Annotated in this window: 1 protein-coding gene; it reads left to right on the plus strand. The window is 71.8% G+C overall.

What is annotated here, in order from left to right:
- Positions 1-486, plus strand: a 486-nt coding sequence (locus AC1DSF_RS30740; protein WP_478184095.1) for a glycoside hydrolase family 78 protein, incomplete at both ends; no start/stop codon positions are given.

A 486-nucleotide genomic window follows, 5' to 3' on the forward strand; every position in this document is an offset into this window, starting at 1 on the left:
CGGCATCGACGTGCCGCGGCCGCGTCTTTCCTGGTGGCTTCCCCTCGGCGCGGCGCGCCAGCAGGCGTACCGCATCCGGGCCGGCGCGTGGGATTCGGGCTGGGTGACGGACGACCGCAGTGTCCTGGTGGCGTACTCCGGCCCCGAGCCTCCTCCGGGTGGCCGGGTGACCTGGCAGGTCAAGGTCACCACGGACTTGGGGGAGAGCGATTGGTCTCAGCCCTGTTCGTGGGAACGGGTGGTTCTGCCCTCGGACGGGGCGGCGTGGATCGAACCGGCCGAGGCGGAGCCCCCGGTGGCCGGGAACAGGCCGGGCTACCTGCTGCGCAAGGCGTTCACGCTGCCCGCCGCTCCCGTGTCGGCGCGCGTGTACGCGACGGCCCACGGCATCTACGAGCTGTTCTTGAACGGCATCCGGGTGGGAGACCACGAACTGTCGCCGGGCTTCACCGCCTACCGGAGCCGTCTGGCCGTGCAGACCCACGA

The sequence above is a fragment of the Variovorax sp. 01N429 genome (genome assembly GCF_056399425.1).